19 protein-coding genes and 1 pseudogene are annotated in these 22,940 nt (G+C 61.8%); 11 read left to right on the forward strand and 9 right to left on the reverse strand.

Annotated elements, in window-relative coordinates:
- Positions 1-7: 7 nt before the first annotated feature.
- Positions 8-268 (reverse strand): hypothetical protein, encoded by a 261-nt coding sequence (locus tag XalbCFBP2523_RS17015; RefSeq protein WP_045766374.1) that lies wholly within the window; start codon positions 266-268, stop codon positions 8-10.
- Positions 269-343: 75 nt separating this feature from the next.
- Here XalbCFBP2523_RS17015 and XalbCFBP2523_RS17020 point away from each other — a divergent pair, with 75 nt between their 5' ends.
- Positions 344-520 carry a hypothetical protein gene (locus XalbCFBP2523_RS17020; RefSeq protein WP_249027710.1) on the forward strand — a complete coding sequence of 59 codons (177 nt, stop codon included), beginning with the start codon at positions 344-346 and terminating at the stop codon, positions 518-520.
- Between the two features lie 284 nt (positions 521-804).
- Here the strand turns inward: XalbCFBP2523_RS17020 and rpoH are convergent, their stop codons facing one another.
- The 6 genes from rpoH to rhlB all read right to left on the reverse strand — a co-directional run bounded on the left by rpoH (position 805) and on the right by rhlB (position 6,919).
- Positions 805-1,683, reverse strand: a complete 879-nt coding sequence (gene rpoH / locus XalbCFBP2523_RS04175) for an RNA polymerase sigma factor RpoH (RefSeq protein WP_012917345.1) — start codon at positions 1,681-1,683, stop codon at positions 805-807.
- Between the two features lie 213 nt (positions 1,684-1,896).
- Positions 1,897-2,637: a uracil-DNA glycosylase gene (gene ung, locus XalbCFBP2523_RS04180; protein WP_012917346.1), complete on the reverse strand. Its 741-nt coding sequence runs from the start codon at positions 2,635-2,637 to the stop codon at positions 1,897-1,899.
- Between the two features lie 43 nt (positions 2,638-2,680).
- Complete coding sequence (locus XalbCFBP2523_RS04185) at positions 2,681-3,505, reverse strand: response regulator (protein ID WP_045766833.1); 825 nt, start codon at positions 3,503-3,505, stop codon at positions 2,681-2,683.
- 7 nt (positions 3,506-3,512) lie between these two features.
- A complete protein-coding gene (gene ftsX / locus XalbCFBP2523_RS04190) occupies positions 3,513-4,457 on the reverse strand; it encodes a permease-like cell division protein FtsX (protein WP_045766376.1) in 945 nt (314 codons plus the stop codon).
- Positions 4,454-5,140: a cell division ATP-binding protein FtsE gene (gene ftsE / locus XalbCFBP2523_RS04195; protein WP_012917349.1), complete on the reverse strand. Its 687-nt coding sequence runs from the start codon at positions 5,138-5,140 to the stop codon at positions 4,454-4,456. Before ftsE ends, ftsX begins: the two co-directional genes overlap by 4 nt.
- A 75-nt stretch (positions 5,141-5,215) precedes the next feature.
- A complete protein-coding gene (rhlB, locus tag XalbCFBP2523_RS04200) occupies positions 5,216-6,919 on the reverse strand; it encodes an ATP-dependent RNA helicase RhlB (RefSeq protein WP_045766377.1) in 1,704 nt (567 codons plus the stop codon).
- 203 nt (positions 6,920-7,122) lie between these two features.
- On the opposite strand from rhlB, the gene trxA reads away from it, so the two are divergent.
- Both trxA and rho read left to right on the forward strand, forming a co-directional pair.
- Entirely contained in the window at positions 7,123-7,464 is a 342-nt protein-coding gene (gene trxA, locus XalbCFBP2523_RS04205) for a thioredoxin TrxA (RefSeq protein ID WP_012917351.1), read from the forward strand.
- Between the two features lie 241 nt (positions 7,465-7,705).
- Complete coding sequence (gene rho / locus XalbCFBP2523_RS04210) at positions 7,706-9,451, forward strand: transcription termination factor Rho (protein WP_045766378.1); 1,746 nt, start codon at positions 7,706-7,708, stop codon at positions 9,449-9,451.
- A 199-nt stretch (positions 9,452-9,650) separates the two neighbouring features.
- Here the strand turns inward: rho and XalbCFBP2523_RS04215 are convergent, their stop codons facing one another.
- Positions 9,651-11,882: an NADP-dependent isocitrate dehydrogenase gene (locus XalbCFBP2523_RS04215; protein ID WP_045766379.1), complete on the reverse strand. Its 2,232-nt coding sequence runs from the start codon at positions 11,880-11,882 to the stop codon at positions 9,651-9,653.
- Between the two features lie 156 nt (positions 11,883-12,038).
- Here XalbCFBP2523_RS04215 and XalbCFBP2523_RS04220 point away from each other — a divergent pair, with 156 nt between their 5' ends.
- From XalbCFBP2523_RS04220 to XalbCFBP2523_RS04235, 4 genes and pseudogenes are all read left to right on the forward strand, one after another.
- Positions 12,039-12,539 (forward strand): hypothetical protein, encoded by a 501-nt coding sequence (locus XalbCFBP2523_RS04220; RefSeq protein ID WP_052687964.1) that lies wholly within the window; start codon positions 12,039-12,041, stop codon positions 12,537-12,539.
- A gap of 180 nt (positions 12,540-12,719) precedes the next feature.
- Positions 12,720-12,935 (forward strand): annotated as a pseudogene (locus XalbCFBP2523_RS04225) (HD domain-containing protein); the annotation flags it as partial.
- A gap of 167 nt (positions 12,936-13,102) precedes the next feature.
- On the forward strand, positions 13,103-14,245 hold the full coding sequence (locus tag XalbCFBP2523_RS04230; RefSeq protein WP_045766382.1) for an SIR2 family protein: 1,143 nt from the start codon (positions 13,103-13,105) through the stop codon (positions 14,243-14,245).
- A complete protein-coding gene (locus XalbCFBP2523_RS04235; RefSeq protein WP_045766383.1) occupies positions 14,242-16,020 on the forward strand; it encodes an ATP-binding protein in 1,779 nt (592 codons plus the stop codon). The genes XalbCFBP2523_RS04230 and XalbCFBP2523_RS04235 overlap by 4 nt, the downstream gene beginning before the upstream one ends.
- Positions 16,021-16,172: 152 nt before the next feature.
- On the opposite strand, the gene glmS is transcribed toward XalbCFBP2523_RS04235, so the two are convergent.
- Positions 16,173-18,005, reverse strand: coding sequence for a glutamine--fructose-6-phosphate transaminase (isomerizing) (glmS, locus tag XalbCFBP2523_RS04240; RefSeq protein WP_045766384.1), 1,833 nt, complete (start codon positions 18,003-18,005; stop codon positions 16,173-16,175).
- Between the two features lie 212 nt (positions 18,006-18,217).
- On the opposite strand from glmS, the gene XalbCFBP2523_RS04245 reads away from it, so the two are divergent.
- The 4 genes from XalbCFBP2523_RS04245 to XalbCFBP2523_RS04260 all read left to right on the forward strand — a co-directional run bounded on the left by XalbCFBP2523_RS04245 (position 18,218) and on the right by XalbCFBP2523_RS04260 (position 22,904).
- Entirely contained in the window at positions 18,218-19,486 is a 1,269-nt protein-coding gene (locus XalbCFBP2523_RS04245) for an efflux RND transporter periplasmic adaptor subunit (protein ID WP_045761074.1), read from the forward strand.
- 118 nt (positions 19,487-19,604) lie between these two features.
- Complete coding sequence (locus XalbCFBP2523_RS04250) at positions 19,605-20,321, forward strand: ABC transporter ATP-binding protein (RefSeq protein WP_045766385.1); 717 nt, start codon at positions 19,605-19,607, stop codon at positions 20,319-20,321.
- A gap of 30 nt (positions 20,322-20,351) precedes the next feature.
- Positions 20,352-21,674 carry an ABC transporter permease gene (locus XalbCFBP2523_RS04255; RefSeq protein WP_045766386.1) on the forward strand — a complete coding sequence of 441 codons (1,323 nt, stop codon included), beginning with the start codon at positions 20,352-20,354 and terminating at the stop codon, positions 21,672-21,674.
- 15 nt (positions 21,675-21,689) lie between these two features.
- Positions 21,690-22,904 carry an ABC transporter permease gene (locus XalbCFBP2523_RS04260; RefSeq protein ID WP_045766387.1) on the forward strand — a complete coding sequence of 405 codons (1,215 nt, stop codon included), beginning with the start codon at positions 21,690-21,692 and terminating at the stop codon, positions 22,902-22,904.
- The last annotated feature ends 36 nt before the right edge of the window (positions 22,905-22,940 follow it).

Consider the following 22,940-nt stretch of genomic DNA (forward strand, 5'->3'; position numbering starts at 1 on the left):
GCGCTGCTCAGCTGCCGCCTTGCAACGCCAGCAGCAGCTGCACGCGCAGCGCCGCGTAGTCGCTAGCCTCCACGCAGCGCCAGAGGCCGGCATCCGTACCAAGGCCGCCGGCGGCGGTGGCCACCACCGGTTTGTCAGCGACCAACGCCAACAGCAGCCCGCGCGGCTGCTGTTCGATCCAGGCAGGCAATACCACGATGGTCGCCGCATGCACGCCCGCCGCCATCGAGGCCACCCGGCGCACGTCGAAGCCGCTCCAGAAATCCATCGTTTCCTGCGCACCAGGCGGCAGTAAAATTGCAGCGGGAGACCACGCAGCGCCTCGCGCAGTTCGAACGCGCCCTTGCGCGCCAGCGAGGCGGCGGCCAGCAACACCCGTGGTGTGGCGCATTCGGCAGTGTCTTCGACCATGGCAATAGGCGTGGCCGGGACTGCCGGCAGCGCCGGCACCTGCCAGGCCAGCGCGATGCCACGTCCATCCGCAAGCGCCAGCAACTCGCGGTGCGGGGTAATCCAGTGACGCGCCTGCGCCAGGGCCGCGCGCTAGGTGGCACGCACATCGGCAGATCGGAGTGACAGCGATGCCTGCCCGCGCCTTGCCGGTTCGGTACGGGACCAGTCTCAGCAGGCTAGAAACGCTCCGCCAGATGCTTCGCCTAAGCGCTGGCGGGCGGGCTTGTTAGGCTGCGCTTGTCGATCCAAGCTTAGTCCAGTTGCGTCTCAAGCCAACGGCAGCTTTAACCGGCTGTCATGGGGCCAAAACGGGCGTTTATGCCTTCCGGATTCGGGCGGCGTGCAGGCGTATCAGGCGACGAACAGCGCCTTCATCTTCTTCAGCGCGTTGGCCTCGATCTGGCGGATGCGTTCGGCCGAAACGCCATACTCGTCGGCTAGTTCCTGTAGCGTGATCTTACTGTCCGCGTCCAACCAGCGACGCTCGATGATGTCGCGCGAGCGCGCATCCAATTCCGCCAAGCCTTCGCGCAACAGTTGCAGTTGATTGTCATCGCTGTCGGCACGTTCGTAGGCCTGCGAAGGATCTTCCTCGTTGGCCATCAGATAGGCAGCCGGCGAGGGCGGCGCATGATCGTCGTCCTCGTCGGACGGGGCGTCGAAGCCGATGTCGCGACCTGACAGACGCGATTCCATCTCCAGCACCTCGCGCTCGGACACGTTGAGGTCCTTAGCGACCGCCGTCACTTCTGCCGCGTTCATCCAGCCCAGGCGGGTCTTGGACTTGCGCAGGTTGAAGAACAGCTTGCGCTGCGCCTTGGTCGTAGCGACCTTGACGATACGCCAGTTCTTCAGAATGTATTCGTGCATCTCGGCACGGATCCAGTGCACCGCGAAGCTGACCAAACGCACGCCCATGTCCGGGTCGAAGCGCTTGACCGCCTTCATCAGGCCGATGTTGCCCTCCTGAACAAGATCGCCCAGCGGCAGACCATAGCCGTTGTAGCCGCGGGCTACATGGACCACGAAGCGCAAGTGGGAATGGACCAGTTCGCGGGCCGCATCCAGGTCCTCCTGGTCGCGGTAGCGCACCGCCAAGGCGTGCTCCTCCTCGGACGTCAGCACCGGGATCTGGTGCACGGCGCCGATGTAGGCATCCAGCGAACCGAGCGGACTGGGAATCGGAAGATTGTTGGCCACCAATGCGGTGGTAGGAAGAGTCTGGCTCATAGTGGTCATCTTAGCAGTCAACTAATTGGACTGCCGGGTTCAGTAAAAAGTTCCTTCGTTCTGTTTATGAAACATTCGAGTCAAAAAAAATGCCATGACAGAGATATTGCAACGATCGGACGGAACAATGAAGCAGCCCGTTTGGGTTACGAATTTAGCACCCGCTTCGCGAAAATGGCGTCCATACAGCCCCCGTGTCGACGCGACATCCCATCACAGTTCAGGCATCGGGTAACCCCGCGCTTCCAGATCTACGCGCGCCGGCAGGCTCCAGTCGATCGGGGCGCTCCCCCGACGGCACAGGTATTCGTTGGCGGCGGAGAAATGCTTGCAGCCCAGGAAACCACGGTGCGCGGACAGCGGCGAGGGATGCGGCGCCTTCAGCACCCGGTGGCGCCGGGTATCGATGACCTTGCCCTTGGCCTGCGCATAACTCCCCCATAACAGGAACACCAGCCCCTCGCGCTCGCGGTTGAGTGTCTCCACCACGTGGTCGGTGAAGCCTTCCCAGCCTTTGCCCTGGTGGGCACCGGCACGGCCTTCCTCGACCGTGAGCACCGCATTGAGCAGCAGCACACCGCGCTGCGCCCAGGGCAGCAGGCAGCCATGATCGGGACGGCGGATGCCCAAGTCGTCCTCGATCTCTTTGTAGATGTTAAGCAGGGATGGCGGCACCGGCACGCCGGGCAGCACCGAGAAACACAAGCCATGCGCCTGACCACGCCCGTGGTAAGGATCCTGGCCCAGGATCACCACCTTCACCGCATCGAACGGGGTAGCCTGGAATGCGGCGAAGATCTGCCGTCCCGGCGGGAACACGTGTGCGCCGGCCGCCTTGCGCTGGCGCAGATAGGCGGCCAACTCGCGCATTTCCGGGCGCAACAGCCAGTCGCCGACCTGCGCCTTCCACGACGGCTCCAACTGGATCCGGCTCTCGTCTTCGTTGTTGGTCATTGCATACGGACTCGGCACGTCAAGTCAAAAGGTCACCGCGTTCCTAATTGAGCCTGGCTAGACGCAACTGGAACAACACCTTGGTCACCAGCAAACGCTCTTCGATCGGCTTTTGCACCAAGTCATTGGCGCCAGCAAGCAGCAGCGCGGACTGATTGTAAGGATTACTGTCGCCGGTCATCACCAACACCGGCATGCGCCGCTTGCCGTAGGCAAAATCCAAGCGGATCCGCTGGACCACGTCGCGACCGTTGAGTTCACCCTTGAGGGTGACGTCGGTCAACACAAGATCGATGCGGTGCGTGGTGTGACCAAGGGATTCGGCGGTCAGCAAAACGAACGCCTCCTCGGCGCTCAAGACATGCAGCACCTGCAATCGCTGGCGCTCGAGCATGCGCTTGGTCGCCTCGGCCACCACCCGGCTGTCCTCGATATAAAGGACGGTTGCCCCAACCATCGGCTGCGGCTGCACATAGCCGCGGACGAAGGTCGCCAACGCCTTGTGGCCCAGGGCCTTGTCGAAATAGTCGGTGACGTATTCGGTAAATCGCCGCTCCACCAAATGCCGCTGAGCATCGCCAGAAACCACGATCACTGGCACATAAGCCTGCCCAGCGACCTCGCGCACGCTGCGCGCCAAGGCCAGGCCGTCGCCATCGGGTAGCGCCAGCGAGGTGGTGACCAGATCGACCGGGCCAGCCTCCAGCGCCGCACGCGCCTCGGCGATGCTGGCGCAGCCGACCACCTCGACATCCAGCAACTCGCGGTGCAACACATCGGCGATCAGCTTGCGCACCAGCTTGGATCCATCGACCACCATCACCCGCGGGGCGGCGTTGATCAGGTGCTTGAACTCGTGCACAGACATGCGCACTTCACGTATCGGTGGGCCGTGTCTGACGCAGGAAGTGGCCAGTCACCAGCCAGGCGCCGAGCCAGCCAAGCAACAAGGTGCCGAGCAGAACCAGCGGCACGTGTAATACGTCCAGTCCATGCAGCAGGAAATGGCTACCGTAGCTGTCCGCCAGCGCCGCCAGCGACGGCCCCAGTGCCGCACCGGCGACGGCAAGCAATGCCAGCGCCAACACACCGGCGCCGAAGCCATACCAGGCCCCAAGGTACAGGAACGGGCGACGGATGAAGCCATCGCTGGCGCCGAGCAATTGCAGCACGCCGATTTCCTCGCGCCGCGCCTGGATATCCAGGCGCACGGTGTTGCCGACCACAAGCACCGCACCAACGCCGAGCAGCAGCGACAACACCTGCACCAGGCGCTGACCGAAATGCAGCCAACCGTCCAGGCGTTTACGCCACAGCGCGTCGTGCTGGACCAAATCGGCTTGCGGCAAGGCGCTCAACGCCATCGCCAGCGGGGTGTCGTCGGCTACGGCGGGGATCACGGTCAGCAATGTCGGCAATGGATTGTCGTGCAGGGCATCCAGCGCCTCCCCCAGCCCAGCGCTATCGCGCAGTTCGGCCATGCCCTGCGCAGGTGTACGCAAGTTCACTGCGGCGACATCGACACGCCCACGCAACGTCTGCGCCAGCGTCTGTGCTGCGGCGACATCCACATTGGTCTTCAGGAACACGTTGATCTCGCGCGACTGCTGCACCGTGCCGGCGAACTGCTTGAGGTTATCCAGCGCGATCGACAACCCCAATGGCAGGGTGAAAGCCAGGGCCATCACCGCCATCGTCAACAGCGTGGCCCATGGCTTGCGCATGGCGCGGCCGAGGCTATAGACGATGCTATGCAGGTGGTGGTCACACCACACGCCCAGACGCGATGGCGCGGTGGCGCCGGTATTGCGTGCGCTCATTCGGCCAGATCCTGCGGAGAAATATCGTCGACCAGACGGCCATGATCCAGGATCAGTACGCGCTTGCGCATCTGTCTGAGCAGCGCCAGATCGTGGCTGACCACCAGCACGCTGGTACCGCGCGCCGGCAGTTGCGCGAACAGTTGCATGATCTCGGCAGACAGGGTCGGGTCGAGGTTGCCGGTGGGTTCGTCGGCAACCAGCAACCGCGGCTCGCCGACCATCGCCCGGGCGATGCCAACGCGCTGCTGTTCGCCGGCCGACAACTGCGAGGGCAAGGCTTTCTCGCGATGCCCCAGGCCCATGCGTTCGAGCACCGAGCGCACGCGTTTGCCGATCTCGGCGCGGCGGGTGCCGCGCAGAATCAACGGCAGTGCAACGTTCTCGGCGATGCTGCGATCGTTGAGCAAGCGATGGTCTTGGTAGACCGCGCCGACCTCGCGCCGATGCAACGGCACGCGCCGCCCACGCACTTTGAGCAGGTTACGCTCATCGAACAGCACCGCACCGTGGGTGGGCCGCTCGCTGAGGTGGATGAGCTTGAGCAAGGTGCTCTTGCCCGCACCGGAATGACCGGTGACGAACAGCATCTCGCCCTCCTCCACCTGGAAGCTGACATCCACCAACGCCGTATGGCCGCCGGCGTATTGTTTACTGACATTGTCGAATCGTAGAACGCTCATCAGACGATTATGCCGGAGCGCCCAGGGTATTCGTCCACCGAACACATACAGCGCACGGCGGACGGACGCCGCGGCTCAGGAACCGGAGACCAGCGAACGCAGCTTGCGGCCGAGACGGGTCAAGAACGAATCGTTCTTGACCGACGCCGCCGCGCGCTCGCCCTGGCGTGCGGCCTTGACCGGCGTAGCCACGACCTGCACCGGCTTGGCCGACACCGCGACGTTGCCGGACTGCACGCCCTCGGCTGCGTCCAGTGGCCGCCCACCGCGACGGCGCCGGCGCTTACGCGGCGGACGCTCGCCCTCTACCAGCGGCACGCCCTCGGCGGCCACGCGGGCAGGCTTCGGTACGGCGGGCGCAGGAGCATCGGTCACTGCGGCGGCGTCGACTGGGCGCGGGGTGCGTGGCCGGCGTCGTGGGTTGCCATCGGCACCGCGCGATTCACCGCGCCCACCAGGGCCGCTACGGCCACCGCCGGACTTGCCGCCGCCGCGACGTTGCTCGTCGGCCTCGCGCTGAGCGCGCGCCTCGCGGAAGATCTCACCGATGCTGTCATCACCCTCGGCCTCGCCTTCCACCGCCACGCGCGGGGTGCGTGGCAGTGCCACCAGCAGCTCCGCCGTCACCGGCTCGACCGGGATCTTCTGCTCGATGTAGGCCTCGATGTCCGGCAGGCTCATCGCGTAGCGTTCGCAGGCGAAACTGATCGCATCGCCTTCCTCGCCCAGCCGCGCAGTGCGGCCGATGCGGTGCACGTAATCCTCCGCGTCGAACGGCAGGTCATAGTTGTAGACGTATTTGACCCCGTCGATATGCAGGCCGCGCGCGGCCACGTCGGTGACCACCAGGATTTCCAACTGGCCCTTCTGGAAGCGGTTGAGCAGCGTCTCGCGCTTCTTTTGCGGCACGTCGCCGGAAAGCACGCCGACCCGGTAGCCGTTGCGTTCCAGCGCCCGCGCCACGCGCTCGACGAACGCTTTGGTGTTGACGAACACCATGGTGCGCGCGCCCTCGCTGCGCGACAGCAGGCCCAGCAGCAGGGTCAGCTTCTCCTCGTCGGCGGGGAAATAGATGCGCTGGCGCACGCGCGCGGCGGTGATGCTTTCGGTTTCGACAACGAGCTTTTCCGGCTCGTTCATGTGCTCATAGGCCAGCTCCAGCACGCGATGGCTGAGCGTGGCCGAGAACAGCAAGGTCTGCCGAGTCCCGCGCTCGGGCATGCGCCGCAGCAGAAAACGGATGTCCTTGATGAAACCCAGATCGAACATGCGGTCGGCTTCGTCCAGCACGCAGATCTCGCAGGCGTGCAGGGACACCACTTTGTGCTGTTTGACGTAGTCGATCAGCCGCCCAGGGGTGGCGATGATCACATCCACGCCCTGCTGCAGCAGTTCGCGCTGTTTGTCGTAATCCACACCGCCATAGACCAGCGCAAAACGCAGACCGAGGTCGGCGCCGAACTTGACCGCGTCCTTGTGGATCTGGATCGCTAGTTCGCGGGTCGGCGCCAGGATCAGCGCACGCGGGTCCTCCGGCTTGCGATCGGCCAACGCCGGGCGGCTGAGCAGACGGTTCATCACCGCCACTAGGAACGCCAGTGTCTTGCCGGTGCCGGTCTGGGCCTGCCCGGCCACGTCGCGGCCCGGCAAGGCCACCGGCAGGGTCAGCGCCTGGATCGGCGTACAGCGGGTAAAGCCAGCGCCTTCTAGCCCTGCCAGCAGCGCCGGTTGCAGGTCGAACGCGGAAAAAGTCAAATCTGTCAGCGGTTTGTCGCTCATCTTTCCATCTTCTTGGGGCCACCCCCGCCCAAGGCGTAAGGTCGCAGCTTGCGTCGGTCCCGGCAGCGTCGCACACTGGCGTCTTCCATACCGGGTCGCGCGACAGGGGGAATCCCTTGATTTCGACGCGCAATACCCCAGTTTACCGCAATGCGGCGGCCACCCGGTCCGGTCGCTCGCATTGACCCAGGAGATTTTCCAAAGTGAGCGACAAGGTCCTACACGTCGGCGACGCCGATTTCGATACCGCGGTGCTGCAATCGGACGAGGCGGTCCTAGTGGATTTCTGGGCCGAATGGTGCGGCCCGTGCAAGATGATCGCGCCGGTCCTAGACGATCTCGCCGAGGCCTACGACGGCCGGCTGAAGGTGGCGAAGATCAATGTGGACGAGAACCGCGCCACGGCCATCAAGTACCACGTCCGCTCGATTCCGATGCTGCTGCTGTTCAAGAACGGCCAGATCCAGGCCACCCAGATCGGTGCGGTCGGCAAGGGCCAGCTGACCCAGATGATCGACAAGACTCTGGGCGGCGCAGCCGCCTGACGCCCGCCGTGGCGAGCCGCTCCGTTCCGTAGCGGCACGCGGGTACGCCGATGGCCTTACGCTGGTAGCTGAACCGCCTGCAAGCGCGGGCTTGCCGTGGTTACACGGCGGTGATAGTGTCGGCGCATCCGGTGGCATTCGCGCACCGCACCCCCTCTGGAAGTTTCTCTCCCAGACCCGCTCCCAATCCATTTGCTCCCTACGTTTGGGTGCTCGCACTCTTAAGCGAGGAACCACCACTTTGTCCGATCACACCATCTCCGAACCCGGGAGCATCGACGCTCCCGCCGAGAAACGCGTGCGCAAGCCGCGCGTCAACAGGGCCACGGCTGACACCGAGGGTGGCGCCGACCACGGTACGCCTGCGCAGCCGAACCTGCCGCTGCCCGCTGCGCCGGTCCAGGCCGATGCGCCCCGCCCAGTTGCCCAAGAACATGCACCGGCGCCATCCAGCCATGGCGGCGCAGCCAGCAACGGCGAGCAACCGGCTCCGCCGCCACACGCCAGCAACGCCAACGATGGCGGAGAGCCGCGCGAAGGCGGCAACCCGCGCTTCAACAATCAGAACCAGAACAACAATCAGCAGGGCAATCGCCGCGACCGCTTCCGCAATCGCCGCGACCGCAACCGCGAGCGCTTCCAGGACAACGGCCTGCCCAGCGACAACGGCGCCAACGAAGTCTTCGTCCCGCGGGTGCACGCCAGCGTGCCTGAAGGCTTCCCGATCTACTCCTTGAGCGACCTGAAGCGGATGCCGGCGCAGAAGCTGCTCGACATCGCCGAACAACTCAACATCCAAGACGGCGTGGCGCGTGCGCGCAAGCAAGATGTGATCTTCGCGCTGCTCAAGGTGCTCACCCGCCACGGCGAAGGCGTCGCCGCCGACGGCGTGCTGGAGATCCTGCCGGACGGCTTCGGCTTCCTGCGCGCGGCCGAGGCCAGCTACCTGGCCGGCCCGGACGACACCTACATCTCGCCCAGCCAGATCCGCCGCTTCAACCTGCGCACCGGCGACCATCTCTCCGGTCGCATCCGTTTTCCCAAGGACGGCGAACGCTATTTCGCCTTGTCGATCGTCGACACCATCAACGGCGAGCCGCTGGAAGCGAGCAAGAACAAGGTCCTGTTCGAGAACCTGACCGCGCTGTTCCCGCGCAAGCGCTTCACCCTGGAACGCGGCAACGGTTCCTCCGAAGACATCTCCGGCCGCATCCTCGACCTGATGGCGCCGCAAGGCAAAGGCCAACGCGCGCTGATCGTGTCCCCGCCCAAGGCCGGTAAAACCATGCTGATGCAGCAGGTGGCCACGGCGATCACCACCAACCATCCGGACGTGCACCTGATCGTGCTGTTGATCGACGAACGCCCGGAAGAAGTGACCGAAATGCAGCGCACCGTGCGCGGCGAGGTCATCTCCTCCACCTTCGACGAACCGGCCGCGCGCCACGTGCAGGTCGCCGAAATGGTGATCGAGCGCGCCAAGCGCCTGGTCGAGCACAAGAAGGACGTGGTGATCCTGCTCGACTCGATCACCCGCCTGGCCCGCGCCTACAACAACGTGGTGCCGTCCTCCGGCAAGGTACTCAGCGGCGGCGTCGACGCCAATGCGCTGCACCGTCCGAAGCGCTTCTTCGGCGCGGCGCGCAATGTCGAGGAAGGCGGTTCGCTGACCATCATCGCCACGGCGCTGGTGGAGACCGGCAGCAAGATGGACGAGGTGATCTACGAAGAGTTCAAGGGCACCGGCAACAGCGAAGTGCATCTGAACCGCCGCATCGCCGAGAAGCGCGTGTACCCGGCCATCGACATCAACCGCTCCGGTACCCGCCGCGAAGACCTGTTGATCGATCCGGAACTGCTGCAGAAGATCTGGATCCTGCGCAAATTGCTCCACCCGATGGACGAGATCGCCGCGATGGAATTCCTGCTGGACAAGATGAAGAACACCAAGTCCAACGACGAGTTCTTCAGCTCGATGAAGCGCTGAAGTCCGGCGCCGCTTCGCCCCAAACGCCCCGCTTCGGCGGGGCGTTTGCGTTTCTGGCGGTCAATGCCCGCCGACGCTGCGCAGCGGACGATCCGAGCGTCTGTCTATCGAGCGGCGTCACGACGCACGCAGCAGCACAACGGCCCCACACACACCCGCGACCGCGATCTGCGGCAGCGGGTGCGTGACGTGCGACGACTCAGGCCGACAACAACGCCAGCGCGTCGTTGAAGGTCTTGCTCGGTCGCATCGCAGCGGCCACCTTGGCCAGGTCCGGGCGGTAATAACCGGCGATGTCCACCGGCTGGCCCTGCACGCCGTTGAGTTCGGCGACGATGGTCGCTTCCTGCTCGGTCAGCCGTTTGGCCAGCGGCGCGAAGCGCGCCTGCAACGCGGCGTCCTCGTGCTGGGCGGCCAGCGCCTGCGCCCAGTACAGCGCGAGGTAGAAGTGACTGCCACGGTTGTCCAGCCCCCCCACCTGACGCGAGGGCGACTTGTCGGTGTCCAGGAACCGACCGTTGGCCTGATCCAGGGTGCGCGCCAGCACGCCGATGGTGGCACTGTGGTGACGCTGACCCAGATGTTCCAGCGACGCGGCCAGGGCCAGGAACTCGCCCAACGAATCCCAGCGCAAATAATTCTCTTCGACGAACTGCTGCACGTGCTTGGGCGCCGAACCGCCGGCACCGGTCTCGAACAGGCCGCCACCGGCCATCAACGGCACGATCGACAGCATCTTCGCGCTGGTGCCCAGTTCCATGATCGGGAACAGGTCGGTGAGGTAATCGCGCAGCACGTTGCCGGTCACCGAAATGGTGTCCTCGCCCTTGCGAATGCGCTGCAACGACAACGCGGTGGCCTCCACCGGCGGCAGGATACGGATATCCAGGCCAGTCACGTCGTGATCGCGCAAGTAACGCTCCACCTTCTGGATCATCAACGCATCGTGGGCACGCTGCGGATCCAGCCAGAACACCGCCGGGGTCGCGCTCAGGCGCGCGCGCTCGACCGCCAGCTTGACCCAATCCTGGATCGGCGCGTCCTTGGTCTGGCACATGCGCCAGATATCGCCGGCTTCCACCGCATGCTCCAACAGCACCTGACCGCTGGTAGCGCTGACCCGCACCACGCCATCGGCGGCGATCTGGAAGGTCTTGTCGTGCGAACCGTATTCCTCGGCCTTCTGCGCCATCAGGCCGACGTTGGGCACGCTGCCCATCGTCGCCGGATCGAACGCGCCATACCGCTTGCAGTCCTCGATCACCGCCTGGTAGACACCGGCATAGCAGCGGTCCGGAATCACCGCCTTGGTATCTTGCAGCTTGCCTTGCGCGTTCCACATGCAGCCCGAGTCGCGGATCATCGCCGGCATCGAGGCATCGACGATCACGTCGCTGGGCACGTGCAAATTGGTGATGCCCTTGTCGGAGTTGACCATCGCCAAGCTCGGACGCTGCGCGTACAGGGCCTGCAGATCGGCCTCGATGGAAGCGCGCTGCGCGTCCGGCAACGCCGCGATGCGCGCATACAGATCGCCGATGCCATTGTTCGCATCGAAGCCCACCTGCTTCAGCGTGGCCGCGTACTTGTCCAGCACGTCGCGATAGAACGCCTCCACCACCACGCCGAACATGATCGGGTCGGAGACCTTCATCATCGTCGCCTTCAGATGCAGCGAGAACAACACGCCCTGCTGCTTGGCATCGGCGATCTGCGCCTGCACGAAGGCCGCCAGCGCACGCTTGCTCATCACCGCCGCATCGATGATCTCGCTGGCCTGCACCGCGGTCTTTTCCTTCAACACCGACACCGTGCCGTCCTTGCCGATCAACTCGATCTTGACGCTGCCGGCTTGTTCGATCAGCGCCGAGCGCTCGCTGGCGTAGAAATCGCCGGCGTCCATATGCGCCACATGCGATTTGGACTGCGCGCTCCACGCGCCCATGCGATGCGGATGCTTGCGCGCGTACTGCTTCACCGACGCTGGCGCACGGCGGTCGGAATTGCCCTCGCGCAGCACCGGATTGACCGCACTGCCCTTGACCCGGTCGTAGCGCGCCTTGGCGTCGCGCTCCTGCGCGTTCTTCGGCTCGTCCACGTAATCGGGCAACGCATAGCCCTGCTGCTGCAGTTCCTTGATCGCCGCCTTGAGCTGCGGCACCGAGGCGCTGATGTTGGGCAACTTGATGATGTTGGCTTCCGGCGTGGTGGCCAGCTGCCCCAATTCGGCAAGATCGTCGGCGATGCGCTGGTCCTCGCGCAGAGACTCCGGAAACTGCGCGATCAAACGACCGGCCAATGAGATGTCGCGCGTCTCCATCGCGATGCCCGCGGTACCGGCAAACGCCGCGACGATCGGCAGCAGCGACTGCGTCGCCAGGTACGGAGCTTCATCGGTGAGCGTGTAAAGGATTTTGGGCGTATTCGACATGACGCGATGGATGACCTCTGACAGGAGAAGAAAGCAGGGCCGACAGTGCGGCGACGTATGTTCCGACCAATGAGCGCGAAACCGAGGAACGCCGAACATCGGCTATACCGTGCATTGTCGCGTGTCTTTAGGCCGCGGGCAAAGCGCCAGCGGCCGATGGAAAGCACCTACCTGGCACTGCGCGAAGCCGCACTGGCACTCGCCCCCTGGGCGCCATGGCGCGAACGTGCGTTGGAAGCACTCGATGACCGCACAGCGCGGCGCTGGGGTACCAGTGTGCGTGAGCTGCGCATCTGCCTGTTGCTTCCCGAAGGACAAGCGCAGCACGCCCTGGACATGGCGCAAGGACACATCCCGACGTTCTCGTCCCGAACCTTGACGTACCTGCTGACCGAGGCAGAAGCACTCGATCCAACCGCCACCCTGCCGATCTGCGAGCACCTGATCGAAACCGCCATCGCGCGCACCCAGCACCAAGAGTATCTGGCGGCAGTGGACTTGTTACCGACGCTGCAACGGATCTATCGCCACCAGGGCGACCCAACCCGCTTCGACCATTACCTTGCGCAACTGCGGCAGCGTTATCAACGCAAACGTAACTTGATCGAATTGCTGGACCAGCGTTTCCCCGCGACCGCAACACCGCCCACGCGATGAGGTAAAGCGCCGTGCCGTGCGCCTGCCCAAAGGCCGCCGCACGGCGCTTGGTAGCGGTCGGCACGACCCCAGCATGCTCCTGCGATTTGTCTGCATCCCCCACGCACGGCCAGCGTATGCTCGGCGCATCGGCGGCGGTTCCAGGGCACGCCCTCTATGGAATGGAGACAGGGAGACACGATGGCGTTCTATGCGCATTCGACCGAACGCAGCGATCGTCGCGACTGGCAAGGTCTGGCCGATCATCTGAACGGCGTCGGCGAGCGTGCCGCGCGCCACGCCGAACCCTTCGGCGGACAACTGCTGGCCCGGGTCGCGGGGCAATTGCACGATCTCGGCAAATACACCGAAAAGGTGGATCACGCCACTTGGGGGGCCCGGATTGCTTGTGCGCGCATGTCCGGCAAGCCGGACCAGAACGTCAACGCTGTGCACCTAGCATCCACTACCATCACCAGTGCATCTAAACTGCTTCGCTACTGAAGTCGCCAGTAAGGCGTGAGGATTTGGAGTACTGAAAAGTCTAGGCTCGGCCCGGTACAAAATTTAAAAAAGGAGTAAATATGTTTAAATCGATTGACCCAGGAGACATATACAACAAAAACATCAACATTCTCATTGGCTCTGGCGCCTCAGCAGAATTATTCCCAACACTTGCGCTTGCCATCAAGAAAGCCGATGGGACCAACGAAACGATTGAGACTCTCGCCACAAATTTTGAAGACTCTACTGAAAAGCTAACTCCGCTGTTCATGCACTACTACAATACGTGCATTTTCCCAGTTCAGACCTTCGATCCAAAATCCGTTAAATCAGGCCCAGATAAAGAAAATCTCAATAACTATGAGACATTCTTGACAACCCTTTTAGGGCTGCTCGACAGAAGGAAAGATCTCAACCGCAAGATCAACATCTTCACGACCAACTACGACGGATGCTTGGCTTATACGGCTGACAGTATTCTCACGAAGGGATCGCATGATTTCGTCGTGAACGATGGCACTTCAGGATTTCATAGAAGGTACCTGCATCCCAAGAACTTCAATACATTCCAGTGCCAAGCCGGAGTATTTGAACGCAACAACTACGGCATCCCACAGGTCAATATCATCCATCTTCACGGTTCTGTATATTGGTCTAAAAGCGGAGAGAAAATTAAAGTCGATTACCACAATGACTTTAAAAACATCCTGACAAAAAGCTGCATCGGAAAACTAAATAAATATTCATCATTCCTTACCACAAATGGCAACGAGACCAAAAACATCCCGCACTTTCCGTTAAGCAAAAAACAGATGGACACATTTTGGGTTAAATACAAAGAACTCCCCATTGTAAATCCTACTAAGTGGAAGTTTCACGAGACTGTATTTGAAGAACACTACTATCAGATGCTCAGGCTATTAAGCTACGAGCTTGAGAAGCCAAATTCCGTACTCATCACATTCGGCTTTTCGTTTGCCGATGAGCATATTCTGAAGCTCGTACAACGCTCACTTTCCAACCCGCAACTTCAGACCTTCATCTGCTGCTATAGCGAAAGCAGTGCGGACACGATGTCGGGCGAATTCAAACCCTGGAAGAACGTCGAGGTTATTAGGCCGCCTAAAGAGTTGAACATCGACTTCACCAACTTCAATAAGTACATTTTCTCTCTCAAGGCTGAGAAATACGAGCCTCCAGCTGAAGACAAGGATACACAATGAGCATCGTCGTAGGCGAAGTTATCGCAGTCAGCGGGGTACGCATATCCCTTCGAATTTTTGAAGACTCCAGCCAAGAAACCATCTTCTATGAAGGCGTGAAGTATCGCGGAGTTTCACTCAGGGAACATGTTTCCATCCAGCGCGGCTTCATAGACATTGTCTGCCTTGTTGAAGGCGAATTTCTGGACGAAAAGAAGCTAGAGGCTAATGCGGAGAAGACCCAGTACATTCGAAAGGTAGATGTACGCCCCATCGGCTACATCGTGGATGACAAGTTCTTTGAGGGCGTGAAGTACATGCCGATGATCAGGGACAAGGCATCACTGCTCAGCGAACTCATGGTCGGAAAAATCTATGGGACGGAGGGCAAGAGCAGTTTTTCCATTGGATCGATGCTCAAAGAAAACGTGACTATCAGCCTTCCATGGACCCAAATTTTCAACAGCCACCTTGGTATTTTTGGCAACACTGGAAGCGGCAAGTCCAACACACTAACGAAGCTATATACGACTCTCTTCAACGAGAAACTAACGGCACTGAAGAACAAGAGCCAGTTCGTCATCATTGATTTCAATGGCGAATACACTGAAAACCAGATCTTACCCACTGAGGAAAAAAAGATAATTGTATTGAATTCACAAAAATCCAAGGACAAATTCGAAATTGAAGCAGTTCACTTTTGGGATGTCGAAACACTGAGCCTTCTTTTCCAAGCAACCACCAATACACAGCAACCATTCTTGCGACGCGTTATTTCTGGTAAGGAAAAGTTCAAAGATCAACCATTGAAGGAATATGTTAAAAATGTTTTTTCAAAAGTCTTTAGCGCAGGTGAAGCCAAGCCAGATGCATTGGACACAACCCGCGAAATTGCACGGATAATTAAATGCACACAGCTACAGGACTATTTAAATGACATCACATACTACAACAAAGATAAATACTTCAGGCACAAGAATGGCAATTACCTTAACTCAAATGGTGATGTCTTTAGAAACGATATCCTCCCCATCATTAATAATCATGTAGGCATAGATAAAATAGATCAGCTCGACGAATTTATCTTGAGGTGCTACCTCCAACTATGCTCAGATGTCGTGCTCGGCTATGCCCAGTACGAGCACATTCAACCAGTGCTTGCCAGAGCCAAATCATCCATCACTGGCCTTAGCAAAGTGATTAAAATTACAAATAATATTCCAGAAAAACATCACTTGCAGGTAATCTCTCTGAAGAAATGCAAAAACGAGATAAAGAAAATTTTGCCATTGCTCATCGCCAAAAACTTCTATACCAATCACAAGGAATCGGAAAACCTGAAGAGTCCACCAAGCAATACTCTTCACTTTATCATTGATGAAGCACACAACATCCTGTCAGAACAGTCCACCCGTGAGCATGAAATCTGGAAGGATTATCGACTGGAACTCTTTGAAGAAATTATCAAAGAGGGACGCAAGTACGGGGTCTACCTGACACTCTCCAGTCAGCGACCAGCCGACATCTCTCCTACTATCATTTCCCAGATCCACAACTTCTTTATCCACCGACTAGTGAACGAGCGCGACCTCATTCTGCTGGACAACACCATCAGCACTCTGGATTCGAGTTCAAAGGCCCTCATCCCGACCTTGACCAAGGGCTGCTGCGTCGTCACGGGCACGGCATTCGACCTACCCATGATCCTGAAGATTGATCCGCTCCTCAAGGAACACCGGCCCAGCAGTGACGATGTGAACCTTGAAGAGCTTTGGTCAGTGCCAGACGAACTTTGACCAGGACCACGCTCGGGCATTACTCAGGCAGCCAATAGATTTAAGACCAAGCCGAAGGAATCGCTTCGATTACAAGCATCGTAGATATCGCGTCTTCGGCATCTAACTTTATTGGCAACGTGAATAACAGCACCCCGCAATACCACCGAAAACTACTCCACCGTCACCGACTTAGCCAAATTGCGCGGCTTGTCCACATCCGTGCCGCGCGCCAGCGCAGTGTGGTAGGCAAGCAATTGCACCGGCACGGTGTGCAGCACCGGGCTGAGCAGGCCAGCGTGACGCGGCGTGCGGATCACGTGCACGCCTTCGGAGGCATGGAAATTGCTGTCCTGATCGGCGAAGACGAACAGTTCACCACCGCGTGCACGCACTTCCTGCATGTTGGATTTCACCTTTTCCAGGAGCGCATCGTTGGGCGCGATCACCACTACTGGCATGGTCGCGTCCACCAACGCCAATGGGCCATGCTTGAGTTCACCAGCGGGATAGCCTTCCGCATGGATATAGGTGATTTCCTTGAGTTTGAGCGCGCCCTCCAACGCAATCGGATAATGCAGTCCGCGACCGAGAAACAGCGCATTGTGCTTGTCGGCAAAACGCTCGGCCCACACCGCGATCTGCGGCTCCAGGTTGAGCACGTGCTGCACGCTGCCCGGCAGATGACGTAGTTGCTCCAGGTAGTCGGCTTCCTGCGTCGCGCTCAGCCGTCCGCGCTGCTTGCCCAGCACACAGGCAAGTTGGAACAGCGCCGCCAATTGGGTGGTGAACGCCTTGGTCGAGGCCACGCCGATCTCGGCGCCGGCGCGGGTGTACATCACCAATGCGCTGGCGCGCGGGATCGCGCTCTCCGGCACGTTGCAGATCGACAAGGTCTTGGTATGGCCCAGCGACTTGGCGTATTTCAGCGCTTCCATCGTGTCCAAGGTTTCGCCGGACTGGGAGATGGTCACGATCAATTGCCGCGGGTTGGCGCAGGCGTCGCGATAGCGGTATTCGCTGGCGATTTCCACGCTGCACGGCACGCCGGCAATGGCTTCGATCCAGTAACGCGCGGTGAGCCCGGCGTAGTAACTGGTGCCGCAAGCCAGCAGTTGCACGCCGTCCACATCGGCCAACAGCGCGTCGGCGTTGGCGCCGAACAGCGCGCTATCGAAACTGCCGGCATCGCACAACGCTTCCAACGTGTCGGCCAACGCAAGCGGCTGTTCGTGGATTTCCTTCTGCATGAAGTGACGGTAGGGCCCCAGTTCCAGCGACGCCAGCGAGACGTCGGAGACGTGCGCCTCGCGCTGCACCGCATGGTCGGCCGCGTCGTACACCTGCACGCCATCGCGGCGCAGCAGCGCCGTGTCGCCCTCCTCCAGAAAAATCACCCGGCGCGTGGCCTGGATCACCGCTGAAACGTCGGAAGCGATGAAATGTTCGCCTTCGCCCAAGCCAATCAGCAACGGGCAGCCCATGCGCGCGCAAACCAGCACATCTGGATACGCCTTACTGAGCGCCGCCAGCGCATAGGCGCCGGTCAGTTCCTTCACTGTCGCCTGCAACGCGCCGAGCAGATCGCGGCCCTGGGCCATGTGATGGTGGATCAGGTGCGCAATGACCTCGGTGTCGGTCTGCGATTCGAACGTATAACCCAGCGCACGCAGGCGTTCGCGCTGCTGTTCGTGGTTTTCGATAATACCGTTGTGGACCAGGGCCAGATCGCCATGGCTCACGTGCGGATGCGCATTGGCCTCGGTGACGCCGCCATGGGTGGCCCAACGGGTGTGGCCGATACCCACGGTGGCCCGCAATCCGTCAGCGAGTGCGGCGCTTTCCATTTCCGCCACGCGACCGGTACGACGCACCCGATGCACGCGACCATCGGCAATCGCGGCGATGCCGGCGGAGTCGTAGCCGCGGTATTCCAGGCGCTTGAGCCCCTCGATCAGGTGCGCGATGACATCGCGATCCGCAATCGCACCGACGATTCCGCACATAGCCACCCCTTTTACCGAAAGCATGCATTTTATTCGCCGTGTCCACGAAATGTCTCGTCATTGACGTCGAATGGACAAGATGTCCGCGAACACGTCCGCGGACAGCCGGACACCCATCTCGCCCGCACAAATTCTATGTAATTCAATTATTTGCATCTGGCACAAGCCGTGCTTGGGATGGACCATCCTCACTACCACGCTGCCACCACTCGATGATCCGCGACACCTCCGCCCAGGATCAGGTCCTCACCCTCCCCCGCACCGTCGCTTGGCGCCGTTGGCTATGGCCGGGACTGATCGGGCTGGCGTTACTGCTGGGCATCGGCTTCGCCGTGCGTGGCTGGATCGCCGGCAGCCGCTCGTTCGACGCGCAACGGGTCCGCATCGCCACGGTCAATCGCGGCGACCTGGTCCGCGATATCTCCGCCGACGGTCGCCTGATTGCCGCCAACAGTCCCATCCTGTACGCGATCTCCGCCGGCACCGTAACGCTGAAAGTAGTCGCCGGCGACGTGGTCAAAAAAGATCAGGAACTGGCCGAGATCGACAGTCCGGAACTGCGCAGCAAGCTGGCCCAGGAAGAAGCGACGCTGGCCGGCCTGGAGGCGGAGGCAAGCCGCGCCGATCTGGATGCGGTGCTGGCGCGTGCCAACGCCAGCAAATCCATCGACCAGGCGCAGATCGAGCGTCAGGCCGCCAGCCGCGATCTGGAGCGCTACCAGCGCGGTTACGCTGGCGGCGCGGTGCCGCAGGTGGAGTTGGCCAAGGCGGAGGACACCTTGAAAAAAGCCGATATCGCGATGCGCCACGCGCAAAAAGACGCCGATCTGCAGAGCCGCGGCGCGAGCCTGGACGCGCGCAACAAGCGCCTGCTGGCCGAGCGCCAACGCGCGGTGGTCGCCGAGGTGCAGCGCCAGGTGGATCTGCTGACCTTGCGCGCGCCGTTCGATGGTCAGGTCGGCCAGGTGCAGGTGTCGCAGCACACCAACCTCGCCGCCAACGCACCGGTGTTGAGCGTAGTCGATCTGTCCAAGTTCGAACTGGAGATCAAAGTGCCGGAAAGTTTTGCCCGCGACCTGGCGATCGGCATGCCGGCGCAGTTGACCAGCGGCGCCGGCGAACCGTTCGCCGGCGCACTCTCGGCGGTGTCCCCGGAAGTGGTCAACGGCGAGGTCAACGCACGCATTCGTTTCACCGACACACAACCGCCGGGCCTGCGCCAGAGCCAGCGGATGAGCGCGCGAGTGTTGCTGGACACCCGCCACAACGTGCTCAAACTCGAACGCGGTCCGTTCGTCGAACAATCCGGCGGCCACTTCGCTTACGTCATGGACGGCGACTCCGCAGTCCGCCGCCCGGTGCAATTGGGCGTCACCAGCCTGAGCGAAGTCGAAGTGCGCTCGGGCCTACAGGTGGGCGACCGGGTCGTGGTCTCCGGCAGCGACTTGTTCGGGGATGCGCCGCGCGTGACGATCCACTGACATCTGCGATTCGGAACATGCAAACGAAACATCGACAGCAACGGCACAAGCGAATCGAATACGTTGGCGTTTGCAAATCCCGACTCCACACACCACTCCCCTTTCAAGGAACACCGTCATGCTGCAAATGCACTCCGTCTCCAAAGTTTTTCGTACCGAACAGGTCCAGACGCATGCGTTGCGCTCGCTGGATCTGCATGTGCGCGAAGGCGAATTCGTCGCCGTGACCGGGCCATCGGGCTCCGGCAAAACCACCTTCCTCAACATCGCCGGGCTGCTGGAAACCTTCAGCAGCGGCCAGTATCTGCTCGACGGGCAGGACGTGAGCCATATCAACGACGATGCGCGCTCGCGCATGCGCAACCAAAAAATCGGTTTCATTTTCCAGGGTTTCAACTTGATCCCCGATCTGAACCTGTTCGACAACGTCGATGTGCCGTTGCGCTATCGCCGCATGGCCGCCGCCGAACGCAAGCGACGTATCGAAGACGCGCTGGGCCGGGTCGGGCTGGGGTCGCGGATGAAACATTACCCGTCCGAACTTTCCGGCGGCCAGCAGCAGCGCGCGGCGATCGCGCGTGCGCTGGCCGGTAGCCCGCGTCTGTTGCTGGCCGACGAACCGACCGGCAACCTCGACTCGCAGATGGCGCGCGGGGTGATGGAGCTGCTGGAGGAAATCAACACACAGGGCGCCACCATCGTCATGGTCACCCACGACCCCGACCTGGCCGCACGCGCGCAGCGCAACGTGCATATCGTCGACGGCCAGGCCACCGACCTGCTGCGCGAACCGATGCTAACTGATGCCGGCAACGGCGCGGCGGCGAACGCGTAACCGGCACGGCAACGGACCAAGAGAAAACCCATGCTCGGCTATTACCTGCATCTGGCGCTACGCAGCCTGCGCCGCAGCCCGGTGCTCACCGCGCTGATGGTACTGTCCATCGCCGCGGGCATCGGGGCAGCCATGACCACGCTGACGGTAATGCGCTTGCTGTCCGGCGATCCGCTGCCCGGACGCAGCGAGCAGATCTTCTATCCGCAGATCGACCCGCGCCCGCCCGGCAGCCAAGCCCGGCAGCCTCTCGACAAACTCGACTACCTCACCGCGATGGATCTGTGGAAGAACGTACCCGCAGATCGCCAGGCCATGGTCGCCGAGAGTGAGATCAAGTTGCGCCCATCCGATGGCAACGGCCCAGCGTTCATGACCCAACTGTTGTCCACGCAAGCGGATTTTTTCCCGATGTTCCAGGTGCCGTTCGCTGACGGCAGTGGCTGGCGCGCGCAGGATGACCGCGACCATGCGCGCGTAGCGGTGATCTCGGACGATTTGAATACCAAGCTGTTCCAGGGCCGCAACAGCGTCGGCCAGCACCTGCTGGTGCGCGGCACCGTTGTGCGCATCGTCGGCGTACTGGCGCCCTGGCGGCCCTCGCCGCAGTTCTACACACTGGCCGGCGGCAGCTTCGCACATGGCGATACCGCCAGCTTCTACGGCAAGCCGCAGGACGTGTTCATGCCGCTGTCCAGCAGCCTGGAGATCAACGCCGGCAATCTACAGCCGTGGACCTGTTTCGGTATTCCGACGCAGCCACTGGATCTGAGCAGCGCACCATGCGTATGGCTACAGTTGTGGGTGCAACTGGACTCGCCCGACAAGGTCGCCGCCTACCGTCGCCTGCTCGCCGATTACGCCGCCGAACAACACGCCGCTGGACGCATCGGCCACCCCGACACGGCACGCTTGCTATCCCTGCCGCAATGGCTGGACCACAACCGGGTCGTACCCGACGACGTGCGCCTACAGAACTGGCTGGCGCTGGCGTTTCTGGGCCTGTGTCTGTTCAACAGCGTCGGCCTGCTACTGGCGAAGTTCCTGCGCCGTGGCGGTGAAATCGGCGTGCGCCGCGCGCTGGGTGCATCCAGGCGCGCGATCTTCGCCCAGTGCCTGGTCGAAGCCAGCGTGATCGGCATCATCGGTGGCAGCGGCGGCTGGCTGCTGACCCTGATCGGGCTATGGAGCGTGCGCCAGCAACCCACCGCCTACGCCGATCTGGCGCACTTGGACGTGCCGATGTTTGCCGGCACCTTCGTCCTGGCCGTGGCCTGCAGCCTCGCTGCCGGCGTGTTTCCCGCGCTGCGTGCCAGCCGCATCGCGCCGGCCCTGCAACTCAAGAGCTTGTAAGCGAGGGAACATCCGATGCAGATCAGACCCATTCTGTCCGCCCTGTTCCGCCACCGCATCGCCGCAATGCTGATCGGGCTGGAAATCGCGTTGGCCTGCGCGGTGCTGTGCAATGCCTTCTTGCTGATCGGCAACCGCCTGGAGTTGGTGCATCTGCATAGCGGTATCGACGAAGCCGCGCTGGGGCTGGTGTCCCTTCACGGCTGCGACGGCTGCAACACGATGGATCTGGACGCGCGGGTACTCGATGCCATTCGCCGCACGCCCGGCGTGCGCGCGGCAGGCAGCATCAACAGCGTGCCCTTCGTCCCGCCGACCGGCAATAACGGCGTGTGCCTGGATCGAGACTGCACCACGAACGGTGGAGTGCCGCACTTCTACACCGCCAACCCTGGCGCGGTCGCCGCCCTGGGCCTGCACCCCAGCAGTGGTCGCGAGTTCAACGACGCGGACTATCAACCGTTCGAGCATTTCGCCCCGGCACAGGCCGACGTCTGGATCACCCGCGCGCTGGCCGAACACCTGTGGCCAGGGCAGGATCCGTTGGGCCGAGAATTCTGGTCGAGCAGCCACTTCCGGGTGATCGGCATCCTCGATCACCTGGCCCGACCCGATCCAGGCCGCAGCGAAGATGGCGCAATCGGCAGCGACTGGTCGGTGCTGATCCCGGTAAGCGAGGCGGCGCAATCGGGCATGTACGTGCTGCGCGCCGATCCGCATGCGTTGCCGCGCGTCCTCGCGCAGGCGCGCACCGCAGTGGCACGTGCGGCGCCCGACGCAGTCCTGGACAACGTGTACAGCCGACCGCTGGACGAACTGCGCCAAGTCTATTTCCAGAACGACCGTGCGATGACCCGCTTGCTGGTCGCCGTCATCGTCGCGATGCTGCTGGTCACCGCGCTCGGCATCATCGGCCTAGCCAGCTTTTGGGTACAGCAACGCACCAAGCAGATCGGCATCCGCCGCGCGCTCGGCGCAACCCGCCACGACATCCTGCGCTACTTCCAGATCGAGAACCTACTCATCGTCGGTGCGGGCGTGGCGCTGGGCATGTTGTTGGCCTATAGCGGGAACGTGCTGCTGATGCGGTTCTTCGAAGTAGAGCGCTTGCCGGTCGGCGATCTACCTGTCGGCGCCGTACTACTGTGCGCACTCGGCCAACTCGCCGTCCTCGGCCCGGCGCTGCGCGCCGCTGCCGTGCCACCGGCCATCGCTACGCGCAGCGCGTAAGCAGAAGTACGCGATGTTTTTCCATCTCCATCCTCG

This window comes from Xanthomonas albilineans, from assembly GCF_002939705.1.
In the GTDB taxonomy this organism is placed as follows: domain Bacteria; phylum Pseudomonadota; class Gammaproteobacteria; order Xanthomonadales; family Xanthomonadaceae; genus Xanthomonas_A; species Xanthomonas_A albilineans.